General features: G+C 43.3%; 19 protein-coding genes. 12 read left to right on the top strand and 7 right to left on the bottom strand.

Features of this window, described 5'->3' with window-relative positions; translation table 11 throughout:
- Positions 1–3: 3 nt before the first annotated feature.
- The 10 genes from G3569_RS04880 to G3569_RS04835 all read left to right on the top strand — a co-directional run bounded on the left by G3569_RS04880 (position 4) and on the right by G3569_RS04835 (position 10023).
- Positions 4–1098 carry an efflux RND transporter periplasmic adaptor subunit gene (locus G3569_RS04880; protein ID WP_165266648.1) on the top strand — a complete coding sequence of 365 codons (1095 nt, stop codon included), beginning with the start codon at positions 4–6 and terminating at the stop codon, positions 1096–1098.
- Between the two features lie 25 nt (positions 1099–1123).
- A complete protein-coding gene (locus tag G3569_RS04875) occupies positions 1124–4348 on the top strand; it encodes an efflux RND transporter permease subunit (protein ID WP_165266647.1) in 3225 nt (1074 codons plus the stop codon).
- A 77-nt stretch (positions 4349–4425) separates the two neighbouring features.
- Complete coding sequence (locus G3569_RS04870; protein WP_165266645.1) at positions 4426–4737, top strand: hypothetical protein; 312 nt, start codon at positions 4426–4428, stop codon at positions 4735–4737.
- Between the two features lie 36 nt (positions 4738–4773).
- Positions 4774–5031, top strand: coding sequence for a YgaP family membrane protein (locus G3569_RS04865; protein WP_205720039.1), 258 nt, complete (start codon positions 4774–4776; stop codon positions 5029–5031).
- Positions 5032–5812: 781 nt separating this feature from the next.
- The gene (locus tag G3569_RS04860) at positions 5813–6373 is read left to right on the top strand and encodes a YeeE/YedE family protein (protein ID WP_165266643.1); all 561 of its coding nucleotides are present in this window, start codon (positions 5813–5815) and stop codon (positions 6371–6373) included.
- Between the two features lie 27 nt (positions 6374–6400).
- Positions 6401–6823, top strand: a complete 423-nt coding sequence (locus tag G3569_RS04855; protein ID WP_165266641.1) for a DUF6691 family protein — start codon at positions 6401–6403, stop codon at positions 6821–6823.
- Positions 6824–6882: 59 nt separating this feature from the next.
- Positions 6883–8298, top strand: a complete 1416-nt coding sequence (locus tag G3569_RS04850; protein WP_165266639.1) for an MBL fold metallo-hydrolase — start codon at positions 6883–6885, stop codon at positions 8296–8298.
- 53 nt (positions 8299–8351) lie between these two features.
- Complete coding sequence (locus G3569_RS04845) at positions 8352–9113, top strand: sulfite exporter TauE/SafE family protein (RefSeq protein WP_165266637.1); 762 nt, start codon at positions 8352–8354, stop codon at positions 9111–9113.
- A gap of 93 nt (positions 9114–9206) precedes the next feature.
- Positions 9207–9593, top strand: a complete 387-nt coding sequence (locus G3569_RS04840) for a rhodanese-like domain-containing protein (protein WP_165266635.1) — start codon at positions 9207–9209, stop codon at positions 9591–9593.
- Between the two features lie 31 nt (positions 9594–9624).
- The gene (locus tag G3569_RS04835) at positions 9625–10023 is read left to right on the top strand and encodes a rhodanese-like domain-containing protein (protein WP_205720038.1); all 399 of its coding nucleotides are present in this window, start codon (positions 9625–9627) and stop codon (positions 10021–10023) included.
- Between the two features lie 13 nt (positions 10024–10036).
- Here G3569_RS04835 and G3569_RS04830 read toward each other — a convergent pair whose 3' ends face one another.
- Positions 10037–10657 (bottom strand): class I SAM-dependent methyltransferase, encoded by a 621-nt coding sequence (locus G3569_RS04830; RefSeq protein ID WP_165266633.1) that lies wholly within the window; start codon positions 10655–10657, stop codon positions 10037–10039.
- A 101-nt stretch (positions 10658–10758) separates the two neighbouring features.
- Between G3569_RS04830 and G3569_RS04825 the strand changes: the two genes are divergently transcribed.
- A complete protein-coding gene (locus G3569_RS04825) occupies positions 10759–11586 on the top strand; it encodes a sterol desaturase family protein (RefSeq protein ID WP_165266632.1) in 828 nt (275 codons plus the stop codon).
- Between the two features lie 8 nt (positions 11587–11594).
- The gene (locus G3569_RS04820; RefSeq protein WP_165266630.1) at positions 11595–12050 is read left to right on the top strand and encodes a methyltransferase family protein; all 456 of its coding nucleotides are present in this window, start codon (positions 11595–11597) and stop codon (positions 12048–12050) included.
- A gap of 171 nt (positions 12051–12221) precedes the next feature.
- On the opposite strand, the gene G3569_RS04815 is transcribed toward G3569_RS04820, so the two are convergent.
- The 6 genes from G3569_RS04815 to G3569_RS04790 form a co-directional block, all read right to left on the bottom strand.
- Complete coding sequence (locus tag G3569_RS04815; protein ID WP_165266629.1) at positions 12222–12842, bottom strand: TlpA family protein disulfide reductase; 621 nt, start codon at positions 12840–12842, stop codon at positions 12222–12224.
- Positions 12843–12866: 24 nt separating this feature from the next.
- Positions 12867–13436 (bottom strand): TlpA disulfide reductase family protein, encoded by a 570-nt coding sequence (locus tag G3569_RS04810; protein ID WP_165266628.1) that lies wholly within the window; start codon positions 13434–13436, stop codon positions 12867–12869.
- A gap of 15 nt (positions 13437–13451) precedes the next feature.
- Complete coding sequence (locus G3569_RS04805) at positions 13452–13694, bottom strand: hypothetical protein (RefSeq protein WP_165266627.1); 243 nt, start codon at positions 13692–13694, stop codon at positions 13452–13454.
- A gap of 11 nt (positions 13695–13705) precedes the next feature.
- The gene (locus tag G3569_RS04800; RefSeq protein WP_165266626.1) at positions 13706–14152 is read right to left on the bottom strand and encodes a DsrE family protein; all 447 of its coding nucleotides are present in this window, start codon (positions 14150–14152) and stop codon (positions 13706–13708) included.
- Between the two features lie 27 nt (positions 14153–14179).
- Positions 14180–14599: a DoxX family protein gene (locus tag G3569_RS04795; protein ID WP_165266625.1), complete on the bottom strand. Its 420-nt coding sequence runs from the start codon at positions 14597–14599 to the stop codon at positions 14180–14182.
- A 124-nt stretch (positions 14600–14723) separates the two neighbouring features.
- Positions 14724–15035 carry a hypothetical protein gene (locus tag G3569_RS04790; RefSeq protein WP_165266624.1) on the bottom strand — a complete coding sequence of 104 codons (312 nt, stop codon included), beginning with the start codon at positions 15033–15035 and terminating at the stop codon, positions 14724–14726.
- Between the last annotated feature and the right edge of the window lie 126 nt (positions 15036–15161).

Genomic DNA, 15161 nt, shown 5'->3' with positions numbered 1-15161 from the left:
ACAATGAAATATAGAATTATGAATATATCAGGAAGACTATTATCGGCACTTGCAGTGCTAATGTTGGTGGGGATTTCGTGCAGCTCTTCTGAAAGTGAGAAGCCCGCAGAAGATCAACCTATAACGGTAGATACACAAACTGCAGAATATGTGCAGGGAACGGCATCACACCGCTTTTCCGGGACGGTAAGCAGTGATCGTACAATCAACATGAGTACCAAAGTGATGGGACGTATCGCCCAGCTGGAAGTTGAAGAAGGGGATTACGTCAGCAAGGGGGATGTGTTGATTCAGATTAAAGATGACAATCTGCAGGCACAGATGAATCAGGTTGAATCAAGTTTAATTGAAGCAAAGGCGGCCCTGAGTAATACGGAGACCAATTATAACCGTATTAAGAATCTGTATGAGCAGGAAAGTGCTACTCAAAAGGAGCTGGATGATATTTCCACGCAGTACGAGATGGCCAAGGCCAAAGTGCAAATGCTGGAGAGTAAGCTTCAGGAAGTGGAAGACATGCTCGACTATACCAGGTTAACGGCACCTTTTAACGGTTATGTGATCTCAAAGATGGTTTCGGAAGGAGATATGGCCTCACCGGGACAACCTATTATTGCTCTTGAACAGGAGGGGATAATGAAAGTGAATATAACGGTTCCCGAGAGTAATATTTCATTATTCAGTTATGATGATACCGTTTCAGTAGATATAAAAGCAGTCGGCTACAACGATGGTATTGGAGTGGTTAAAAGCATTAACCAGGCCGGTAATCGCGGTAGCCGACAGTTTGCTGTTGAGGTGATGTTGCCGGAGTTGGACAAGGATTCAGGCATAAAGTCTGGGATGTTTGCCCAGGTCGGTTTGGTAACGGAGGGTGATCGAGCAATCGTCGTGCCTAAGTCTGCCATTGTTGAACGTGGACAACTGACCGGTTTATATACGCTGAATGATAACTCGGAGATAGTACTTCGCTGGGTTCGTCTTGGCGATGAAAGTGCTAACGGTATAGAAATTTTATCGGGCTTATCGGAAGGTGAGTTGTATGTGGCTTCGATTGATCAGCCGCTACGCGAAGGTCGAAAAGTAAGTACGCAGTAAATACAAATTATTTAGTAATACCATTATGAAAACTGGAATTGCAGGAAAAGTAGCGCAAGGGTTTATCGACTCAAAGTTGACGCCCTTGTTGATGATTGTGTTTCTGGCGCTGGGTTTTTACGGAACGTATCTGACTCCGCGCGAAGAAGAACCGCAAATTGATGTGCCGATGGCCGATATTTTTGTGGGCTATCCCGGGGCAACGCCAGAGGAAGTGGAAAAACGTATTGCAATACCGCTGGAGAAGGTACTCTCAAATATTGAAGGCGTAGAATATGTATATTCCACATCCATGCCCGACCAGGCGATGGTATCGGCGCGATTTTACGTTGGTGAAGATGTAGAGCGCAGTCTGGTTCGTCTCTATAATGAGATCATGAAAAATATGGATCGCTTTCCAGAGGGGGCGACCCAACCCATGGTTAAAACCCGTTCCATCGATGATGTTCCAATAATGACATTGACATTATGGAGCGATAAATACAGCGATTTTGATTTGCGCCGGGTGGCCGATGAAATGGCCTTGGATATCAAACAGATCGAGGATGTGGCGCAGACCGATATCCACGGCGGACGTACCCGACAGGTCGCGGTGAATCTGGACAAGAATAAAATGACCTCTTATGGTATAGACCCGATGCAGGTGGTCGGACAAATACAGGCAGCAAACCAAGAGCTTTCGTCCGGATCATTTAGCAATAACGATACCGAGTACTTGGTAGATACCGGAGACTTTTTTAAATCCGCCGAAGAAGTGCGGAACGTTGTTGTAGATGTACAAAATGGAGATCCGATCTATTTGCACAGCATCGCTGAGATCCGTGACGGGCCGGAGGAGCCCTCGGAATATGTGTCGTACGGGGTTGGCCATCAAAAAGCTCAACAGTCTGGCCTAAATGCGGGTGAATCATATCCCGCGGTGACCATTTCTGTAGCCAAACGGTCCGGTGCAGATGCAATGAATATCGCCGAGCAGATTGAAAGAAAAGTAGACAAGCTTGATGGTAGCTTAATTCCGGCTGATGTAAATGTTACTACTACTCGAAATTATGGGGAGACCGCTTCAGCCAAGGTATTATCGCTCCTTGAGCATTTGCTGGTTGCTATTTTGGCTGTGACTTTTGTTGTGGCTCTTGCATTGGGCTGGCGCGGTGGATTAGTTGTATTCCTGTCGGTGCCGGTAACCTTTGCGCTTACCCTCTTTCTGTATTACATGTTTGGCTATACCCTAAACCGGATTACACTCTTTGCGCTGGTTTTTGTGACGGGTATTGTGGTCGATGACTCCATTATTATCGCCGAGAACATGCACAGGCACTTTAAGATGAAGAAACTCCCGCTCAAACAGGCAGCTATTGCCTCGATCAGCGAGGTCGGGAATCCAACTATATTGGCAACATTTACCGTGATTTCGGCGGTATTGCCAATGGCTTTTGTATCGGGATTGATGGGCCCTTATATGAGTCCCATGCCAATAGGTGCTTCGCTGGCGATGATTTTTTCTTTGATTGTTGCTCTTATTATTACTCCGTGGTTGGCTTACATTCTACTGCCACACGGTAATACAGAGAAAGATGAACATGGAGAGGACAAAGAGTATGACCTTAAAGAAACATTCATTTATAAATGGTATGAGCGTACGATGAATCCGCTGCTGGAAAGTATCTCTAAACGCTGGATGTTTATCGGTGGAGTAACAGTGTTGCTGTTTGCTTCTATGCTATTGTTCATCTTCCGAATGGTAGAGGTGAAAATGTTACCGTTCGATAATAAAAATGAGGTGCAGCTTATCATTGATATGCCGGAAGGCACTACGCTGGAGCGGACCAATGCGGTTGCTCGAGAAGTGGGCTTAAGTTTAAAGGATGTGCCTGAAATTAAGGACTACCAGATTTATGCCGGTGATAATGCGCCTATTAATTTTAACGGGCTTGTACGACATTACGACCTGCGAAAAGGATCTAATGTGGCGGATATCCAGCTGAACCTGATCGATAAAGGAGAGCGAAGCGATCAAAGTCACGCTATTGCCAAACGGTTGCGTCCCATGGTTCAAAAGGTGGGCGAAAAATATAACGCCAACGTCAAAGTTGTTGAGGTGCCCCCCGGACCGCCGGTACAATCTACGATTGTAGCTGAAGTTTACGGTCCCGATACCGATGGGCGTAAGCGGGTCGGTAGTCAGGTGAAAGATATTTTCGAAAAAACGGAAGGTATCGTCGATGTAGACTGGATGGTCGAAGCACCGCAGACTAAGTACAAGCTGGATGTAAACACCGAAAAAGCAATGATGTCGGGTATCTCATCCAAGCAGGTGGTGCAGACCGTAACGATGGCGCTTCGTGGAAAGGATGTATCACGTCTTTATAGCGAAACTGAACTGAACGATGTGTCTATCACGGTGAAGTTGCCCAAGGCTGATCGCTCTGATATCGAAAAACTTAAACAGTTGCATATGAAATCGGCGGCAGGGACGATGATACCTGTAGCTGATCTGGTGACTATGAGCAAAGATACACTCGAATCCAGTATCCATCGCAAAAACCAACGGCGCGTAACGTATGTGCTGGCTGAAGTTGCCGGTGAAATTGAAAGTCCGGTTTATGCCTTGCTCGACACCGGCGAAGAGATCGATAATATTGATATGCCCAAAGGCTATAATCTATCACAGATCTTTGCCGGACAGCCGTTTATGACAGAGGACTATACCCTGAAATGGGACGGCGAATGGCAGATTACCTACGAAGTATTCCGTGATTTGGGAATTGCTTTTGCCATTGTGCTGGTGATCATATACATGCTGATCATCGGATGGTTCCAGGATTTCAAAGTGCCTATTATTATGATGATTGCTATCCCGCTTTCGTTGATCGGTATCCTCGTGGGTCACTGGGTGTTGGGCGCCTTCTTTACGGCCACATCTATGATTGGTATGATTGCCCTGGCCGGTATTATGGTGCGTAACTCCGTGTTATTAATCGACTTTATCAATATACGGCTTGACGATGGTGAACCGCTTAAACAAGCGGTTATCGAAGCCGGGGCCGTGCGAAGTATGCCTATTATCCTTACTGCCGGTACCGTTGTGATTGGTGCAGTAGTAATATTGTTTGATCCCATTTTTCAGGGATTGGCGATTTCGTTGATGGGGGGAGCCGTGGCATCAACAGCACTTACGCTCGTGATGGTACCGCTGATCTACTTTATGGTAGAGAACAAAGTGAAGGAACTCAAAGGAGAACAAACGTAAGCTTAAGCAGGTGTCAGAGCCGGGTATGGAGATTGTGATAGCCGGTCGTGAATATCAATAAACAAAAACATCACATTATGAAGTTATTAATCATACTTAGTATCGAAGAATACACCGATGACGTTCGCAAGATTTTAGCACGACAGAAGGTACCAATTTACAGCGAAACCGAGGTGCACGGTTTTCGAACCGATAAACATCAGCCGGAGATCACAAACTGGTTTGCGGGCGGCGACCACGGTGTCTATTCATCGCTGTTTTTCTCCATCCAGAATGAGGAGTGTGTGAAGCGAGTTATCGATGAAGTAAAAGCGTATAACAAAGAGACTGGTGCAGAAAAACAAAATCCACTGCATGCATATTCGCTTAATGTGGATAAAGCAGTATAGTCGCACTAATTTATAATTAATTAAAAGTAATAAATAATGAATCAATCGAATCAAAGTTGTAGCATCATGCGGCCCATGGAAAAAGTCATTCGCCGATTGGCGGGTGCTTTTGTAACGATCAGTGTAATCCTGGGTTACTTTATGAGTCCGTACTGGTTTTTATTTACCCTGTTTGTAGGGTTAAATTTATTTCAATCCTCATTTACTAATTGGTGCCTGGCCGAACAGATATTGGCCAAGGTGGGAATAGGTGTTGAGAAAGAGGCAGATTCCCAATCTAATTCTCTCTCATGAATTCCTGGAAAATGGGGGTGTGGCTGAAGGGTGTATTGTAGCTCTGCCGCGATGCCTTCGCAGTACAAATTCCTCATCGCGCAAGCGTATCGCTTTATCTGGTTCCGACGCAGAGCATCGGAACCAGAAAAAATTGACCGGCTGAGAAATATCATCTGTTTATTTGGCATTTTTTTGTGCTAATGCCAATGTTGCTTTTAAAAATAAAAGCAGTGTCACTGCGAGGGATTCCGGCGATTTTCCGGAAGACCGCGGCAGTCTCCTTTTTTTAGCTTACATAGTATCTGAAGAGCACCCCTTTACACATCAACTAATCGATTCTGGGAGATTGCCACGTCGTTCTGCTCGTGCTCGGCTGACCCACCCTTGTTCCCTCCCTGCAGGCATGGAGGGAGACTTCATTTTGAGAAGATTGAGTTAGTAACAGCATTACAGCCGTTGGGTTAAAAGTTAAAAGCAATATCATTATATATACTACCTTTTATCTCCCCTCGAGGGGAGTGCCGCGAAGCGGGAGGGGTGTTAGTAAGACGGGGAGTTCAGCGACTGAATTTTAAATCATAAATATCCTCCTTGCCGAAGTCGATAGCAGGCGTGGTGTAATATAGTACGAGCGGGACGCTCCCGCTATTGATGTTAAGTAGGAGATCTATTTTGATTGCTTTGAGATATCAAAGATTATTTGTGCATACTTGTATTGACAGGCTGGCGTCAATGCGCTACTTTTGCATACCTTTAAATTGGTATAAATAGTAGAATATAAATAACGAGTAGGCACAGCATGCTAGAACTATTACAGCAACCCTGGCCGTGGTATATAGCCGGGCCCATGATTGGGTTGATTGTACCGGTATTACTTTTATTGGGTAGTAAAACATTTGGAGTCTCATCAAACCTGCGTCACGTTTGTGCCGCTTGTATGCCGGGGAAAATTGAGTTCTTTCGATACAACTGGAAAGAGAAAGGACTCTGGAACCTGATTTTTATTAGTGGTACTGTAATTGGTGGTTTTTTGGCCGGTTGGGTTTTTAATAATCCCGAGCCCATAGATCTGTCACAGCAAACGGTAAAAGAGTTGCAGTTTCTCGGGATATCAGATTTCACCGGCATGATGCCGAATGAATTATTTAGTTGGGAAAGTCTTAGCACGGTTAATGGCCTTATTGTTATGGTTATAGGTGGCTTTTTTGTTGGATTTGGTGCTCGCTATGCCGGGGGCTGTACCTCGGGTCATGCGATCACCGGTATTTCAAATTTACAACTGGCCTCCCTGCTGGCAGTGATAGGCTTCTTTATCGGTGGCCTGTTTATCACCCATGTGATCTTTCCACTGATACTTTAAACAGACGATAGGTATATAGCAGTAATTATGTTGAAGAATTATCTTAAATACTTACTTGCCGGACTGTTCTTTGGTTTTGTATTGGTCAAGTCCGAAGTTATCTCATGGTTCCGAATACAAGAGATGTTTCGGTTCGATGCTTTTCACATGTACGGTATTATCGGGTCAGCTATTATAGTAGCGATGATTTCAATTCAACTGATAAAAAAGTGGGAGCTCAAAGATAGTACCGGTACGCCTATCACCATTCCGCCGAAGGATTCATCACAGGTAGTACGATACTTGGCCGGAGGAACGTTATTTGGTATCGGTTGGGCCCTAACGGGTGCTTGTCCGGGTCCGCTATTCACCTTGGCCGGAGCCGGGTATGAAATTATGATCGTGCCTATCGTCAGCGCTATATTGGGCACATGGGTATATGGATTATTACGTCCAAGGCTGCCGCATTGAGTCGGGCACTGAAATGAAAACAGCAATTTTAATAACACTATTGTAAACGGAGTCACAATATGTTTTTTAAACAGTTATTTGATAAAAAGTTAGCACAGTATTCGTATCTCATTGGATGTCAGGCATCGGGAGATGCCATTATTGTAGATCCGATGCGAGATATCGATCAATATTATGAATTAGCGGAAAGTGAAGGGCTTACCATTACCGCTGCTACAGATACCCATATTCATGCGGATTATGTGTCGGGCTTGCGGGAGTTTGCTGAGCGAGGAGTAACGGTTTATGCCTCCGATGAAGGAGATAAGGATTGGAAGTATGAGTGGCTTTTAGACAGTGATTACAATTATGAATTAGTTACGGATGGTGATTCGTTTAGCCTGGGCAACATTAAGTTTGATGTTATCCATACGCCGGGTCATACTCCTGAGTCGGTTAGTTTTTTATTAACTGACGGCGCGGCGGCCGATGAGCCGATGGGAATATTGACCGGTGATTTTGTATTTGTCGGTGATGTCGGGCGCCCGGACCTTCTGGAAACTGCTGCCGGCCAAGAAGGGGCAATGAAGCCTGCCGCCAAGGCATTGTATCAATCGGTAGTTCAGTTTAAAAGTTTGCCCGAATACTTACAGGTTTGGCCTGCACACGGCTCGGGCAGTGCCTGTGGAAAGGCACTCGGTTCGGTTCCGGAATCAACGGTAGGGTATGAGTTGCGCTTTAGCCCGGCCTTTAATGCAGCAACTACTGAAAATGAGTTTGTCGATTTTGTGTTGGATGGGCAGCCCGAGCCGCCACTTTACTTTGGACGGATGAAGAAAGTAAATAAAGAAGGACCCGTAGTGTTGGGTACGCTTCCCAATCCCCCAAAAATGAGTGTTTCCGAAATAGTAAATACCGGTGGTCTTATTGTGGATACACGGGAGGCTGCCGAGTATATGGAAGGGCATCTGGAGGGATCTCTACTGGCGGTATTTAACGGAAGTTTTAATACCATTGCCGGTTCTTATGCCGATGCCGATGCGGATCTGTATCTTGTTATTGAAGAAGATAATCTGGAAGAAGCGGTTCGCGATTTAATTCGCGTAGGTCTCGATAACATCGAAGGGTATGTAACACCCCGGATGTTGCGTGATTGGGATGGATCTCTAACTTCCATTGAGACAATTGATTTTGATGCTGTTGAAGAGCATCGGCAAGCTAATGATAGTATTGTACTTGATGTTCGGAAAGCAACAGAATATGCGGAGGGCCATCTACCGGATGCGATAAATATTGCGCACACCCGTCTTGCAGATGAGCTGGACAAACTACCAAAAGATAAACAGCTGCTGGTCCATTGTGCCGCAGGGGGACGTGCCTCGTATGCAAGCGGTCTGCTTGATAAAGAAGGCTTTGATGTGCAATGGGTTGACGATGATTACGAAAACTGGGAGCACAAGTACGCTGATAAAAAAGATAAAGCTGCTGCACAATAATAGGAATTGCTTGGGTCGGGGAATCCCCGGCCTCTAATACATAGGTAGGCGATATGATTTTATCTTGGATTGGGGCGTTACTGGTTGGGTTATCCCTGGGCCTGTTGGGTTCCGGCGGCTCAATTTTGACGGTCCCGGTACTTATTTATCTGGCCGATGAACCCGAGAAAGTAGCTATTGCAGAATCCCTCGGCATCGTTGGGGCTATCAGCTTTGCAGGATTTATTCCCTATGCGTTAAAGAAGCAGGTGCACTGGAGAAGTGTTATCCTTTTTGGGCTACCGGGAATGGCCGGTACCTATGGAGGAGCTATTATTGCCGGTTATGTGACGGGCACTTTTCAACTGCTTCTGTTTGCTCTTGTGATGATTGTAGCAGCCGTTATGATGTTCAGAGATAACAAGGAGCGCATTCACATTGACGGTGAGCCAAAGGTCACCCACGCCTGGTGGAAAATTATCATTGAAGGTTTGGCAGTAGGAATCTTAACAGGTTTAGTCGGGGTCGGCGGCGGTTTTCTTATTGTTCCGGCACTTGTACTGCTGGGCGGATTGCCCATGAGCCTGGCGGTGGGCACCAGCTTGTTAATTATTGCCCTGAAGAGCTTTAGTGGCTTTTATAAATATGTGGAGGTGTTGGCCGAGCTGGATATGTCGATGAACTGGGAACTGATTCTTGTGTTTAGCTTGATTGGTGCCGTGGGCAGTCTGGTTGGAAAAAAAGTATCCAGCAAGATTTCCAACAAAAAATTAAAAAAAGGATTTGCCGTATTTCTCATTCTGATGGGCGGTTATATCAGCTATATGAATATTTAGGAACGTTTAATTACAACAAGAAGGCTTTAAAAACCGTCACTTTGTTTGCAATGACAACTGGTTTTGTAAAGCGTTAAACAATTATAACTGAAAATGAATACAGCGTTAATAGTAATTATACTTTTAGTAGTGGCATTTGGCCTTTTTTATCTTTCCCAGAAAAATGCCCAAGAGGTGCTCTCACCGGAGGGTTTTAAAGAGAAAATGAAAAATGAATCCGGAACTATTATTGATGTACGTACTGCTGATGAATATAAACAGGGGCATCTAAAGCAGGCAGATCATAACTTTGATGTTATCTCCGGGGAGTTCCAACAGCAGTTAGATAAGCTGGATAAGAATGAGACCTATTTTTTGTATTGCCGATCGGGTAACAGAAGCGGAAAAGCAGCCCACATTATGAACAAAAAAGGCTTTGAAAATGTGTATAATGTAGGAGGGTTTCAGGATTTGGCAAAAGCTGGATTTGAAACAGAATAGATTTATATGTTAATCTAATACTTATTTAATTATGATTAAACGAATAGTTTCGATCGGATTAGTTGCTCTATTAGGCTTTTTGATGCTACAAGCATGTGGCAATGAATCGTCGTCATCTGATAACAGATTGGATCCCAGTGAATTTCGAAAAGAACTTGATCAGAAAGGTGGTATCGTAATAGATGTTCGAACCCAGGAAGAGTACGATGCGGGTCATATTGCAAGAGTTGATTATCAGTATGATTATTTGAGCGGAGAGTTTGAGGCTCAGCTCGACTCACTTGATAAAGATAAAACCTACTACCTGTATTGTCGGTCGGGTAACCGGAGCGGAAAGTCTCTTAAGCTGATGAAAAAATACGGCTTCAAGAATGTCTATAATGTAGGCGGTTACCAGCAGCTGGTGGATGGTGGCTTTGAAAGTGAGTAGTACCGAGCTTAGTTTAGTTACCGGGTTTTTGGGCTATAATGCGAATAATATTTGCTTGTCCCTTGTGATGATCTCCTTCTGAAAGAGTTACCTCAAGTGATTCGGCTATGCTGGTATCCAGGGATTTAAAATCTGTTAGGAGTTCTTCTTTGGAGTAAAGCATTTCAAGAGTACCGGGACCGCCGGAGTTATTCTCCAGTTGCTCTTTTGAAAATGCCTCAAGCAGTAGTGTGCCACCTGGTTTCAAAGCTTTGATAAATTTTCGATGCAGTTCACGACGTAATGACTCATGAATATGAGCATAGATAAAACCGATAGCATCAAAGCTATTGGGTTCAAATGAAAAATCCTGGAAAGTATTTACCTCGTAAGTAATAGCTACGTGATGACGCTTAGCAAGTTCCAGCGCTTTTTTCTGCGCTTTGGAACTTACATCAAAAGCTGTTACCGACCAGCCTTGTTCAGCGGCATATACCGCATTTCTACCTTCTCCTTCAGCTGGCATAAGTAGTTTGCCGGTCGGCAGTTTATCCAGCTGTTGTTTAAAAAATGTATTGGGATGTTTGCCGTACACAAAGTGATTACCTGAATAGCGTTCATTCCAAAACTTTTTAGCTTCTGCTTCTGTTTTCATGTTATTGAGTTTCTTAACACAGTAATGGGATATTTGATCAAATGAAATTTAGTTGTTTCTTATGATGATTAACAGTTTATCCTTGAGTTTAATACAACATTATGCAGGCACTTATTAATTTAATGGAGCAGTCTCAGGTTCTGGCTGCTGTCATTGGTCTTATTATTCTGATGATGCTGGAACAAGCCCATCCGTTTTTTGATTTCTTTAACGGCTCGCTCAAAGAAAAGAGTAAGCACTTACTGGCTAATATGGCTTTGGGCCTGACGAATGTACTTATCATTTCGGTATTTTTTGTAGGTACCTGGCTATGGGCTTCAAATTGGGCGTATGAACATCAGTTTGGGATACTCAATTGGCTGGGTATGCCAGCTTGGGCACATACCATTGGAGCAATATTTTTGATGGACTTTTGGATGTACCTTTGGCACGTTATTAATCATAAGATTCCATTTCTATGGCGTTTTCACCGTGTGCACCATGCCGATGATAAAATGGATGTGACCACCGCCAGCCGGTTTCATACCGGAGAAATTATTTTTTCTTCGGGCCTTCGCATTGGAGTAATATTGCTGATTGGGTTATACCTCTGGGAGCTGTTGCTGTATGAAACATTGATGTTTGCGGTTGTGCAGTTTCATCATGCTGATATCGCATTGCCGGAAAAAGCAGATAAGATATTGCGAGCTATTATTGTTACACCAGCCATGCATAAAGTGCACCACTCACGTTGGCAACCCGAAACCGATTCTAATTACAGTTCCCTGTTTTCTTTTTGGGATCGGATAGGAAAAACATTTCGACTTCACAATCCGCTAAAAACATTGCATATTGGTCTTGATGAATTTGATAGAAGTGAAGATAAAAAGGTGAAGGGATTATTTACGATGCCTTTTAGGAAAGGGAATCCTAAAGAGAATAAAGAGTAAGTTAATTGATGAAGCTCAAGATACCGCCGGCGATAGTAACAGGAATATTTGTAGGGCTAATGTGGAGTATCGATTATTTTTTCAATGAAGTGGGTTTTTTAGGGCTGCCGTGGCACAATATTATCGCAGAAATAATACTGGCTATCGGAGTGCTGTTTGGAGTATTGAGCCTCTATCAATTTTATCGTAATACAACCTCTGTAGATCCGCAGAACCTCGATAAGGCCGCAAATCTTGTCACCGGGGGAGTCTATAAGGTTTCACGTAATCCGATGTATGTTGCTTTTCTTTTGTTATTGGTTGCCTACAGCCTGGTACTACAGAATATATTGAGCCTTTTCTGTGTACCACTGTTTATAGGGTATCTGAATAAATATCAGATTAAGCCAGAAGAAAAAGCGTTACTTGAAAAATTTGGGGATGAGTATCGGGAATACCTGCAAGAGGTTCGTCGATGGTTGTAGAACAAAAGGATAGAGTTTAGAAAGCCTAGTGTTCATCTGAATACTGAGGGTGTGGTTGGGCGAATGTACCGGCAAATATTTCTATACCTACCTACACTTGGGAGCAGAGTAGAGATTAAAAGGCACTTCGCATATACAACTCAGCTGATAAACACTACAGCTGTTAAGTTGCTATCTTTCTGCCATCTCTTCTATCCATTGCATGAATACGGTGGCGCTGTAGTCAGCAATACCTTCTTTCTTATAGATGATTTTCCCCTCTTTGGAGATTACGTATGTCGTAGGTAAGTACTGACTCTGAAACTCAGCAGGAAGTTTAGAAGCAGGAAAATAGTAGGGCATATCAAACTCTTTACCCTGCATAAATTGAACAGCCTTTTGCGGCTCTTGGTCCATCGAAAGTAAGATAAAGCGGATGTTTTTATTGTCACTTACTTCATTGTAGAGCGTTTCAATGGTAGGCATCTCGGCTACACAGGGCGGGCACCACGAAGCCCATACATTCAAGAAAATAACATCGCCTTTAAAATTACTGAGATTAGTTCTGCTCCCATTGGTTTGCAGCAGTTCAAACTGGTAATCCTGTGAGGTTAATACCGGCCCATCTGTGGTCGTAACCTGAGAGGTATCGGCATCAAAGAGGCCGGTCCAGAGCATGCCGCGTTGTAGTGTGCCTAAGACTTCGGTATGCCAGCCTGTAAAATAGAGCAGGGCAATAACAACCCCAATAACAGACCATTCAATAAGGCTTCGTTTCCAACCTGATGTTTTATTTTTTTCTGTAGATGTCATAGTTCAGATATAAAAAATTATAGGTTACCGATTGGCTAATTTAGTGAGTATGGGCTTTAGTTTTTCTTTTGTCAGCATGCCGGGTGCTACATATTCCACTTGTCCTTTTTTGTTGATGATTAACGTTGTTGGAATGGCGCGAATGGGCCCATATTTGCGCGATACATTGTCGTCGTCAACCATGATCGGATAATTTATGTCCATTTCATTGGCATAGGGGCGAACTTTGGCCCAGCCTTCGTCGTCGAGTGAAACGCCCACAAATAGTACTCCGTCGTTTTTCATCTCTTTGTAGAGCTCCATAAAATCGGGGATTTCTTCGCGGCAGGGGCCACACCAAGTTGCCCAGAAATTAAGGACCACCACCTTTCCTTTATGATCAGAAAGGGTAAATGTATCGCCCTTCATGGTTTTGAGGGTGAAATCTGGCGCTTCTTTAAACTGTTGTTGAGATGAGTCTTGGGTGTTTGCAGTTTGTCCTTTGGATGTTTGAGTGCTATCTGAGACTTTTTTATTTGGGGCTCCGCATGCTATTATTAGCAGGGCTACCGGGATTATAGAAAATATATGTGTTGAAAATCGAAGAAAATTCATAATCAAAAATAACGGTTAGTTGAAAAAATCTTTTGCCTCGAAGGCGGATAGTTCTGATTGTTTTCGTTTGGATATATCCGGGATTGGTACTTCACAGGCTGCTCGTCCACTGATAGTCGTGGGATCAATCATTTTTCCGGAATTAAGGATTGTAGTGTTATCCTGTTGCTCGCTAAACAGGTCATGAGCAGCAATGCCAAGCAGGATAACTACTGCAATCAAAGAGATAAGTTCTTTGCGTTGTTTTAATAAATGCATCTGGTATTGTTTTAAAGCGTGATAGTTTTATATCCGTCATCTTGTAATTTAAAGATTCGGATCAGTCCATTTGGTACAACACCTATGCCTTTAGGCAACTCTTCCTTATCCATTGAAAACTTATTCATGGACATTCCGCAGGCCGTTAAGGTGATACCTTTTTGTTTTGCTCTTTTAATCAATGGTTGGTGCTTCTGAATATCAGTAATTTTTTTGCCGCAGATAATAACTTCGAACTTATTAACAGTATTTGGATTATCTTCGGTCATCATCTCAACGGTTTTGACAGCAGCTTTTAGATGATTGTAGTTACGAACAAGAAGTGCATAGTTGTTGTTTTTTTTATCTGATTGTATTGCTGCAATAGTGTTTTCGTATGCAGATGGTTGTGCTTGTGATGGAATAAATGTTCCAGTAAGTAGAAAAAGTGTGAGTAATAGAAGATTGTATGTTTTCATAATCAATAAATTCTTTTCGTGTTAAGGTTACTCATTAGACAGATAATGATCAGTCGAATAATGAGTGCTGCCATTAGCCATGAAATGGATGAGGGCACCCATCAAACCAATGTTTTTAAAAAGTGGTCCCAGGGTATGGAGACCCTGAAGTTGTATGACTATGGTTATGGGAATGATGATAAGTAACAGTACAGACTCCGCCAGGCGGGTTTTAAATCCCAGTAGAAGAAAAAAGCCTGCCACTATTAATCCGATCCCTGCTAATAGTACCAGCAGTTCAGGCGGTAAATAAGTAGTAAGCCATGTACCCAGGTCAGAGTTTTGCAGTCGACGGGATACGGCAGAAGTCGCAAACAAGTGATTACTACCCGCTATGATAAAGATAAGGCTAAGCATGATTCGAAAGATGATTTCTGCCTTTTTGTGAGATAGATGAATTTGCTGCATTTCAATTTGGTTGATTGGATGATTGGTCAAATAGCGCAAACCTATGGCAAGGTGTTGCAAAAGTACTACTGATTTTTAATAGGATAGACCGACCGGATATAAGAGCATCCGGATTGGGTATACATCAACCAAGCCGAGGGGGATCGGGCTCTTGAAATACAAATGTTTGAGAGGAGAGTAAGGCGTTATGGAAGCTGATGTTTATTTTATATTCTCCCGGATTAAAAGAAAAATTGTTTTTCGCCGGAAGAATATTCAGCGATGAGTTGCAGCTCGTAATGGTTTTAGGCTGACCGTTATCGGCATTCGATTTAGAAGTATGTTCAAAAAGGGGATCAACGTCTCCGGAAGGATTGGAGATGCTTCCGTTGGTGAGTTGTTGACATAGCGTTTTTGAACCTGATTGTGGACTGCCAATATTATAAAACTGTGCCATATTTTGCTGAGATATAGCACTGCCCACAGCAAGAATAAGCGTGAATAAGAATATATATTTTATGGCGTTAGTCACTTGGCAGTTATGGTATAAATTTGCAAACAATAATTTATAAAGGTATTAAAA

It is taken from the genome of Fodinibius halophilus, assembly GCF_011059105.1.
Taxonomy (GTDB): Bacteria; Bacteroidota; Rhodothermia; order Balneolales; family Balneolaceae; genus Fodinibius; species Fodinibius halophilus.
This window is presented reverse-complemented; position numbering and strand designations above follow the sequence as displayed.

What these genes read in the sequence shown, in the direction of transcription:
- G3569_RS04880 (WP_165266648.1), top strand. Translation starts at nt 4, where the DNA reads ATGAAATATAGAATTATGAATATATCAGGAAGACTATTATCGGCACTT.
- G3569_RS04875 (WP_165266647.1), top strand. Translation starts at nt 1,124, where the DNA reads ATGAAAACTGGAATTGCAGGAAAAGTAGCGCAAGGGTTTATCGACTCA.
- G3569_RS04870 (WP_165266645.1), top strand. Translation starts at nt 4,426, where the DNA reads ATGAAGTTATTAATCATACTTAGTATCGAAGAATACACCGATGACGTT.
- G3569_RS04865 (WP_205720039.1), top strand. Translation starts at nt 4,774, where the DNA reads ATGAATCAATCGAATCAAAGTTGTAGCATCATGCGGCCCATGGAAAAA.
- G3569_RS04860 (WP_165266643.1), top strand. Translation starts at nt 5,813, where the DNA reads ATGCTAGAACTATTACAGCAACCCTGGCCGTGGTATATAGCCGGGCCC.
- G3569_RS04855 (WP_165266641.1), top strand. Translation starts at nt 6,401, where the DNA reads ATGTTGAAGAATTATCTTAAATACTTACTTGCCGGACTGTTCTTTGGT.
- G3569_RS04850 (WP_165266639.1), top strand. Translation starts at nt 6,883, where the DNA reads ATGTTTTTTAAACAGTTATTTGATAAAAAGTTAGCACAGTATTCGTAT.
- G3569_RS04845 (WP_165266637.1), top strand. Translation starts at nt 8,352, where the DNA reads ATGATTTTATCTTGGATTGGGGCGTTACTGGTTGGGTTATCCCTGGGC.
- G3569_RS04840 (WP_165266635.1), top strand. Translation starts at nt 9,207, where the DNA reads ATGAATACAGCGTTAATAGTAATTATACTTTTAGTAGTGGCATTTGGC.
- G3569_RS04835 (WP_205720038.1), top strand. Translation starts at nt 9,625, where the DNA reads ATGATTAAACGAATAGTTTCGATCGGATTAGTTGCTCTATTAGGCTTT.
- G3569_RS04830 (WP_165266633.1), bottom strand. Translation starts at nt 10,657, where the DNA reads ATGAAAACAGAAGCAGAAGCTAAAAAGTTTTGGAATGAACGCTATTCA.
- G3569_RS04825 (WP_165266632.1), top strand. Translation starts at nt 10,759, where the DNA reads ATGCAGGCACTTATTAATTTAATGGAGCAGTCTCAGGTTCTGGCTGCT.
- G3569_RS04820 (WP_165266630.1), top strand. Translation starts at nt 11,595, where the DNA reads ATGAAGCTCAAGATACCGCCGGCGATAGTAACAGGAATATTTGTAGGG.
- G3569_RS04815 (WP_165266629.1), bottom strand. Translation starts at nt 12,842, where the DNA reads ATGACATCTACAGAAAAAAATAAAACATCAGGTTGGAAACGAAGCCTT.
- G3569_RS04810 (WP_165266628.1), bottom strand. Translation starts at nt 13,436, where the DNA reads ATGAATTTTCTTCGATTTTCAACACATATATTTTCTATAATCCCGGTA.
- G3569_RS04805 (WP_165266627.1), bottom strand. Translation starts at nt 13,694, where the DNA reads ATGCATTTATTAAAACAACGCAAAGAACTTATCTCTTTGATTGCAGTA.
- G3569_RS04800 (WP_165266626.1), bottom strand. Translation starts at nt 14,152, where the DNA reads ATGAAAACATACAATCTTCTATTACTCACACTTTTTCTACTTACTGGA.
- G3569_RS04795 (WP_165266625.1), bottom strand. Translation starts at nt 14,599, where the DNA reads ATGCAGCAAATTCATCTATCTCACAAAAAGGCAGAAATCATCTTTCGA.
- G3569_RS04790 (WP_165266624.1), bottom strand. Translation starts at nt 15,035, where the DNA reads ATGGCACAGTTTTATAATATTGGCAGTCCACAATCAGGTTCAAAAACG.